Source organism: Rubrobacter calidifluminis (assembly GCF_028617075.1).
GTDB classification, from domain to species: domain Bacteria; phylum Actinomycetota; class Rubrobacteria; order Rubrobacterales; family Rubrobacteraceae; genus Rubrobacter_E; species Rubrobacter_E calidifluminis.
In genome coordinates this window covers 1-597 of the sequence record NZ_JAQKGV010000049.1, presented here as the reverse complement: position 1 = coordinate 597, position 597 = coordinate 1, and the positions used below count along the sequence as shown (strand labels likewise).

Sequence of the window (597 nt, the reverse complement as noted above, 5' to 3'; positions counted from 1 at the left end):
GCTCTCCGCCGGCGAACCGCGCGGCGACGATCAGGTCGTCGAACACGAGGGCGAGAGCCTGCTGCACATCTCCGGCACCGTGAGCGAGGCGCTCGACGGCGCCACGCTCGACAAGGTGGACACACCCGAGGGACCGGGCATCGGGATCACCCCGCCTCCGGGGACGGAGCCCGCCACGTCCTAGAGACACCGCCGGGCCGCGATGGAGGCGGCGTCGCACGTCGTGATCGTCGGCGGACCGGAAGGCGAAGACGAACTTCTGGCCATCGTGCTCGAGGACGGCGAGGCGGTGCCGCTCTTCTCTTCCGTCGAAGAGGCGCAGGAGTTCCTCGACTCCACCGGAGAGTTCGGGAGAGACTGGCGCCCCGAGGAGGTTTCGGCCCGCAGGCTCCTCGAAATACTCGAATTTCAGGACGAGGAGGTCAGGTACGTGGCCCTGAGTCCCCCTCCGGAGCGGCTGGAGGGTGGCATGGAGGTGCAGATCATCCCGCGAGAGGCCCTGATCTCGCTGCTCAGGAGCCGGCGGTAGCCCCCGGGTCGGGCTCCCCGGTCAGGATGGCGACCTCTTCCGGGGTGAGCGGTTCGCGGGCGGAGAGT

The 597-nt window shown here is 69.3% G+C and carries 1 protein-coding gene and 1 pseudogene; both read left to right on the top strand.

What is annotated here, in order from left to right; all coding sequences use genetic code 11:
- Positions 1 to 184, top strand: a pseudogene (locus tag PJB24_RS15800) (hypothetical protein); the annotation flags it as partial.
- A gap of 18 nt (positions 185 to 202) precedes the next feature.
- Entirely contained in the window at positions 203 to 529 is a 327-nt protein-coding gene (locus tag PJB24_RS15795; RefSeq protein ID WP_273847614.1) for a hypothetical protein, read from the top strand.
- Positions 530 to 597 lie beyond the last annotated feature (68 nt).

Coding starts and splice junctions, on each gene's coding strand:
- PJB24_RS15795 (WP_273847614.1), top strand. CDS start 203: ATGGAGGCGGCGTCGCACGTCGTGATCGTCGGCGGACCGGAAGGCGAA.